The 5,969-nt window shown below is 55.4% G+C and carries 6 protein-coding genes; 5 read left to right on the top strand and 1 reads right to left on the bottom strand.

Features of this window, described 5'->3' with window-relative positions; all coding sequences use genetic code 11:
* Position 1 precedes the first annotated feature (1 nt).
* The gene (locus tag L692_RS29360) at positions 2-874 is read left to right on the top strand and encodes an RluA family pseudouridine synthase (protein ID WP_025701565.1); all 873 of its coding nucleotides are present in this window, start codon (positions 2-4) and stop codon (positions 872-874) included.
* 85 nt (positions 875-959) lie between these two features.
* Here L692_RS29360 and greA read toward each other — a convergent pair whose 3' ends face one another.
* Positions 960-1,445, bottom strand: a complete 486-nt coding sequence (gene greA / locus L692_RS0118485; protein ID WP_025701564.1) for a transcription elongation factor GreA — start codon at positions 1,443-1,445, stop codon at positions 960-962.
* Between the two features lie 205 nt (positions 1,446-1,650).
* Here greA and L692_RS0118480 point away from each other — a divergent pair, with 205 nt between their 5' ends.
* From L692_RS0118480 to L692_RS0118465, 4 genes are all read left to right on the top strand, one after another.
* Complete coding sequence (locus tag L692_RS0118480; RefSeq protein WP_025701563.1) at positions 1,651-2,955, top strand: LysM peptidoglycan-binding domain-containing protein; 1,305 nt, start codon at positions 1,651-1,653, stop codon at positions 2,953-2,955.
* A gap of 166 nt (positions 2,956-3,121) precedes the next feature.
* Positions 3,122-3,517: a GntR family transcriptional regulator gene (locus tag L692_RS0118475; protein WP_025701562.1), complete on the top strand. Its 396-nt coding sequence runs from the start codon at positions 3,122-3,124 to the stop codon at positions 3,515-3,517.
* Between the two features lie 16 nt (positions 3,518-3,533).
* On the top strand, positions 3,534-4,931 hold the full coding sequence (locus L692_RS0118470; protein ID WP_025701561.1) for a DUF5808 domain-containing protein: 1,398 nt from the start codon (positions 3,534-3,536) through the stop codon (positions 4,929-4,931).
* Between the two features lie 142 nt (positions 4,932-5,073).
* Complete coding sequence (locus tag L692_RS0118465; RefSeq protein WP_025701560.1) at positions 5,074-5,745, top strand: DUF559 domain-containing protein; 672 nt, start codon at positions 5,074-5,076, stop codon at positions 5,743-5,745.
* Positions 5,746-5,969: the final 224 nt, after the last annotated feature.

Below are 5,969 nucleotides of genomic sequence, written 5' to 3'. Positions count from 1 at the left end.
GATGCCCGGCCGCAGCGTGACGACAGCGGAGGATAAAGAAGAAGCCATTGAACGCTGGCTGAAGGAGACGGCGGGAATACCGGACAAGCTGCTGGCCCGGCTTCGCCGCGAGGGCGGCGTCCAGTGGAGGGGAGACCGGCTCCGGCTGGCGCTGTTCCCGCCCAGGGAGCCGGGAATCGAACCGGTCTGGCATGAGCTTGAGGTGCTGCATGAGGACGACTTCTGCCTTGTCGTCCATAAGCCTGCCGGGATGGCGGTTCATCCGGACGGCAGCGGAAATGGCGTGACGCTGGACCATGCGGTCGCCGCCCATTACGCCGCCTCCGGCGAGAGCTGCGCCGTGCGGCATATTCACCGGCTGGACAAGGAAACGACAGGGCCGGTACTGTACGCGAAGAATGAATTCGCGCAGGCGGTGCTGGACGAGGCGATGCGCGCCAAGGCGATCTCCCGGTGGTACGCCGCCATTGTCCGGGGAGCGGTGCCCCGTTCGCTGACCGTGATCGACCTGCCGATCGGCCGCGACCGCCATCATGCCGCGCGCCGGAGGGTCTCTCCCGGCGGACAGCAGGCCGTGACCCGGATTGTCGGCAGCGAGGTGTGGCAGGGGGCGTCACTGGTGAAGATCGAGCTGGAGACAGGCCGGACGCACCAGATCCGGGTGCATTTAAGCCATGTGGGGCATCCCTTATACGGGGATGCGCTGTATGGCGGGCCGGTGGCGCCGGCAGTGAAGGGAAGCCGTCCGCTGCTGCGGCAGGCGCTTCACGGGGAATTCCTGCGCTTTGCGCATCCATGGACCGGGGAGGCGCTTGAAATCGCCGATCCCTGGCCGGAGGATATGCTGCGCTTGCGGAATGCCCTGGGCGGCTGAACCGGGTAAGCAAGCAAAAAGGATCGGAAAGCGCGTCAGCCTATGCTGCCGAGCGCTTCCGATCCTTTTTTAGCGGGCCGTAAAGTTATACCAGCCGGATTTCGAGCAGTTCATACTCGATCACGCCAGCAGGCGCATCCACCTTGATGACGCTGCCTGCTTGCTTGCCAAGAAGCTCCTTGCCCAAGGGACTTTCATACGAAATTTTATTCTGGGCCACATCAGCCTCGGCGGGGCTTACAATCCGGTATTCGACTTTTTCCGAGAACTCGACATCGTTAAGCACAACAATCGAACCGATGCTCACAGAGGTTACGTCCAGACTGTCTGCATCAACGACACGGGCATACTTCAGCATGTTCTCCACCTGCTTGATCCGTGTCTCCATAAAAGCCTGATCGTCCTTGGCGGAATGATACTCGCTATTCTCCTTGAGGTCGCCGTAGCTGATCGCCACTTTCAGGCGCTCCGCCAGCTCCTTGCGTTTGACGGTTTTCAGTTCCTTAAGCTCTTCCTCCAGTTGGACTAAGCCCTCCGCTGTCAGAATGATTTCATCTTCCTTGTTAGCCATATCATCACTGCTCCCAATTTCTCGCTTTTAACTCTATTGTACCCCAAATGAGGGCGAATGTGATAATGGAGGTTCAGCTAAGGTTTTGGGGGCGGATTGTCATGTGTCCTCTTTAGAAGCATATACATGGGGAGAGTAACATTTTTGGGCTTATGCTCCGGGACGGTCCCGGGGTTAGATTATGCCAAGAAGGAGGACATTTCCCGTGTATGACCAATCCCACGGCCTGCGGTTTGATATTTACGAACGGATTCATCTGCCTCAAGATCTTCCGGGGATCGCCGCATTGGAAGAAGTCGAACTGCTGCCGGATATTCAGGTCATTCAGCGCGAGGACCGGGCGGAGCTTCACGGCCAGCTGCTGCTGACGGGTCTTTACCGGAGCGAGGATGACAGAACGAACAGTCTGGAGCATTCCATTCCGGTTGAAATTACGGTACCGCTGGCCCGGGTCAGCTCGCTTGATGAGATCGGGGTGGAAATTGAGAACTTCGATATCGACCTGCTGACGATGCGCAGCGTGAATATTACGGGTGTGCTGTCGCTGCGCGGAATCGGGGGGGCGGAGCCTGTTCCCGCATGGCAGCGCGAAGAGTTCACTGTCGCCTATTCCCCGGATGAAGAAGTTAGAGCCGATGCCGGGGAGACCGCCGATCCTGCGGAAGAAGGCGAAGGTTTGTATGAAAATTCGCTTTGGACATACGGAGAAGGAATAACGGATGAAGCCGCTCAGGAACGGGAGCAGGTGTTGCCGGGCATTACGCAGAATGAAGACGGCGATGAATCGCCCATCTTGAATCTGGAGGAGAACCAGGATGCCAAGATTCATACGGAGAGCAGCCAGCCGTTTGGGGCAGAGGAAGAGACGGAGCTTGGCGCTCAGCGGAAGACTGCGAATAGCTGGAGCCATTTCGCCGCCGGGGGCACAGACGCAGCCAGCCCGTTGGCCGGCGAACGGACGTCCGCTTCGGAAACGGCGGAGCTTGCGGAGGCAGACGGCGCAGCGCAGCCGGAAAGTGCCGACGCTTCCGACGACGACGCCCTTGAGACCTTCGCTCAGGCAAGCGGCGTTTCGCAGGAGGAAGCACTCGCGCAGGATACCGGCAGCCTCCCGGAGCCGCCTCTTTCTCCGGAGGATAAGCAAGATCTGAAGATCGCACTCGGCACCAAAAAAGACAGCGGCAGCCAGACGAAAGAGCATCTGACCTTCTCTTCCCTGCTGTCCTCGGGCCGCGCGCACGAACAGGAGGAAGTCCCGGCGGAAAAAGCGTCGTCCGCAGCCCCGGCCATTGCGGCCGAATCCTCCGAAGACACCGAATGGAAGAGCCGGTTCGTGCGGGACAAGGACGGCGCGGAGGCTTTCCGCAAGGTTCGTCTCTGCATCGTGCAGCGTGAGGACACGCTGGATACGATTGCGGAGAAATATCAGCTCAGCGCCCGCGAGCTGGTTCTGTACAACCGGCTGTCCGAGCAGACCGTGGAGGAAGGCCAGGTACTGTATATTCCGTAAGGACATTAAAAATGGACAGAATGATATCCCGTCCAGATCGGGTGACTCGCTGCGGGATTACAGTTTGGGATATGCCGATAAAACGTCTCTCCATGGGGGGCGTTTTTTTGTATTATTTGTATTATAATATATAATACAAATAATACTTATTTGATGGAGGAATCCCATGATTATTACGCTCGATTTCAAGAGTGAGACGCCTGTTTATGTGCAGCTTCGCAATGCGGTTGTTGTAGCGATTGGCAGAGGCGATTTGAAGGACGGCGAGAAGCTGCCTACGATCCGGCAGCTGGCGCAGGAGCTTGGCATTAATGCGATGACGGTAAATAAAGCCTTCGCCATTATGAAAAAGGAAGGGTTCATTACGATTGACCGCAGGCATGGCGCCATGGTAACCAAGCCTGAGGGCGGAAACACAGAGTACAGGGAGAAACTGGAGCAGGAACTGACCCTTGTCATCAGTGAAGCGAGCCTGAAGGGGGTTGGCCGCAAGGAGTTCCTGGACACCTGTTCGGGTATTTTCGCTATGCTCGCCGAAGGCCAACGTCCGGTCGCGGAATAGAAAGGGAGTTAGTGAAATGAGCATCGTAATGATCTTGCTCCCCATATGCCTTATTTTCCTTCTAGCTGTTCAACTGTCCTACGGCACGCGATCATGCATAGCAGGGGGGATTATCATCTTCGGTGTCGGCATCCCGGAGTATGCCGCCCACGCCGAGGAATGGAAGAGTCTACAAGCTTCTTTCCGCCGAAGCAACACCTTCTTTATCATCATTAGCGTATTGGTGATCCTACCGGTGCTTGCGTTCAGCCGTTATTTATCGCTGGTCTTTATATACTGGTGGGTCTGGGTGGGCATCGTGCTGTGGGCAGGATATCGATTGTTCTTGAGGTATCACCGTGCGGCAGCCCGGATCAAGCGCGAGCATGATTGGAGCATGGGAGAACGGCGCGTTGTCCGGGCCGATACTACGCTTATTTTTCAGAAGAAACAAATGTCCATTTCCCCCTTATGGTTCATCGCGCCGTTTCTGCTCGCTTTGGCCGTCGTGTTCTATGCCCGGCGCGCTTCCAGCGAATTTGGAATGCTGCTGGGCGCTCAGGCGGCCGGGATGACGCTGCTGTACTTTCTTCTGGCTCTTGCCTTCCGGCGCATGCGAACCAGGGTGTACAGTGCTGATAGTACGATAAATAAGGGGCTTAACCGAGTACAGAGGAGATACTGGTCGGTGCTGTTTCAGGCTATGGCAGTAATGGACGCTGGATTTGCCGCGGCTGTCGTGCTGTCCGGATTGGACGCCTGGGCCCACTTCGGCGCGCTCTGGCAGGCTATCATCGCGTTTCAAGTGGCGGCGCCTGTTGCCGCTGGCTGGTACACGAATCGTAAAATAAATGAGTGGAGCAGACGGCTTGATGAAGCGGACGGACCGCCATTTTACAGCGACGATGATGAATACTGGATTAACGGGATTACTTATTATAATCCAAACGACCGGAGCATGCTGGTCCCTAAGCGGACCGGACACGGGTTGACACTCAATATGGCGATGCGCGGTAGCAAAGTCTTTATAGGCGTGACCCTTGCATTAGCTTTCATGGGTATTTTCGGTCTTGGGATTTACTTGGTTAGGGAAGATGGGATGACGCCGAGACTGACCGTGGGTACGGATGGAATCGCGCATGTGCAAAGTCCAAGTTACGGTTATTCTTTTTCGCTGGATCAAGTCCGTGAGCTAAGGCTGGAGAACGATTTGCCGGAAGGAATACGGACGAATGGCATCGCCACCGATACGTATGCCAGGGGGCATTTCAGACTGGAAGGTTGGGGGAACACCCGCGTCTATATTTTCAAGCATTCTCCCCCTTATATTGTTATCCGGCTGGCGGATGAATATATTGTGTTTAACGATAGAAAAGCTTCGGATACCCGGCAGACGTTCGAGAAGCTCGAAAGCAACCTTCCAAACACACGCTAAATACCTGTGGCTGCAATCAGACTGTATTAGCGAATTGCTCGATTTTACGATAGACTAAAATATAGGAGACGAAGAACGTCCCGATCCATTCACGCCGAATGGGCCGGGGCGTTCTTTGTCATTTTAGAGGGGGATGATCAGTATGAATGTTGAGGAAGCGCATGCGGCATTTATTGAGCGACATTTGCGGAGCAGATCAGGAGAACGAAAAGGCCGTCTGGGGCGGGGGCACCGGGAAGCGGAGAAGCTGTTTTGCTGCAACATATGGTGGCCGCTTCAAGGGAATTTCGACCATTTGCATCCGGAATATGAAGTGTTGGATTGGCGGGGGCTGTCCTATTTCTGCGATTTTGCCTGGATCACGCCCTTCGCGAGAGTCATTATTGAAATCAAAGGTTTCGGACCGCACGTCACGGATATGGACAGAAAAAAATATTGCAACGAGCTGAACCGGGAAGCTTTTTTAGCGGCTATGGGTTTTCAGGTCATCTCCTTTGCTTATGACGATGTTGCTCATCGTCCTGAACGGACCATTACGCTTCTGCGCATGGTGCTTAGCCGATTTCAGCCGCAGTCTTCTCCGGTTAACCTGGACAGTGTGGCGGAACGGGAAATCCTTCGTCTGGCCTGCATGCTGGCGCGCCCCCTTCGTCCGATCGATGTGGAGACTCATTTAAGCATCAACCACCGCACAGCGGTTCGAATGCTGCAAGCGCTCTGCGGGAAAGGCTGGTTCATCGCCGTAACCGGAGCGACGGGCAAACATGTGGTTCGGTACGAGCTGCAGCGGGGCGCGGTGAGCCAGTTGAGGTGAATCAAATGATGGAGAAAACCCGGGATTATACATCTTTTGTCGGATTTGGAGCACTCGCTGGATAGGATACCTGCTAAGATACAGTTATTTGCTCGTTCCATCTCCAATGCAGACGGGTGAGCTGGAATTTCCTGCACAATAGAAGGGATTTTCTGCGAATGAGCGATTTTGATGGAAAAAACCTGCACTTTCGGCTAAGCCCCCTAAATCCGGAGTCATGCCCT

Origin of the sequence: Paenibacillus forsythiae T98, assembly GCF_000520735.1 — a bacterium.
Lineage (GTDB): Bacteria > Bacillota > Bacilli > Paenibacillales > Paenibacillaceae > Paenibacillus_AQ > Paenibacillus_AQ forsythiae.
Note: the sequence above shows the minus strand (reverse complement) of the source record. Positions and strands in the feature narration are given on the sequence as shown.

Bases quoted from the DNA above. Each gene is read 5' to 3' on its own strand.
- L692_RS29360 (WP_025701565.1), top strand. From the start codon at position 2: ATGCCCGGCCGCAGCGTGACGACAGCGGAGGATAAAGAAGAAGCCATT.
- greA (WP_025701564.1), bottom strand. From the start codon at position 1,445: ATGGCTAACAAGGAAGATGAAATCATTCTGACAGCGGAGGGCTTAGTC.
- L692_RS0118475 (WP_025701562.1), top strand. From the start codon at position 3,122: ATGATTATTACGCTCGATTTCAAGAGTGAGACGCCTGTTTATGTGCAG.
- L692_RS0118470 (WP_025701561.1), top strand. From the start codon at position 3,534: ATGAGCATCGTAATGATCTTGCTCCCCATATGCCTTATTTTCCTTCTA.
- L692_RS0118465 (WP_025701560.1), top strand. From the start codon at position 5,074: ATGAATGTTGAGGAAGCGCATGCGGCATTTATTGAGCGACATTTGCGG.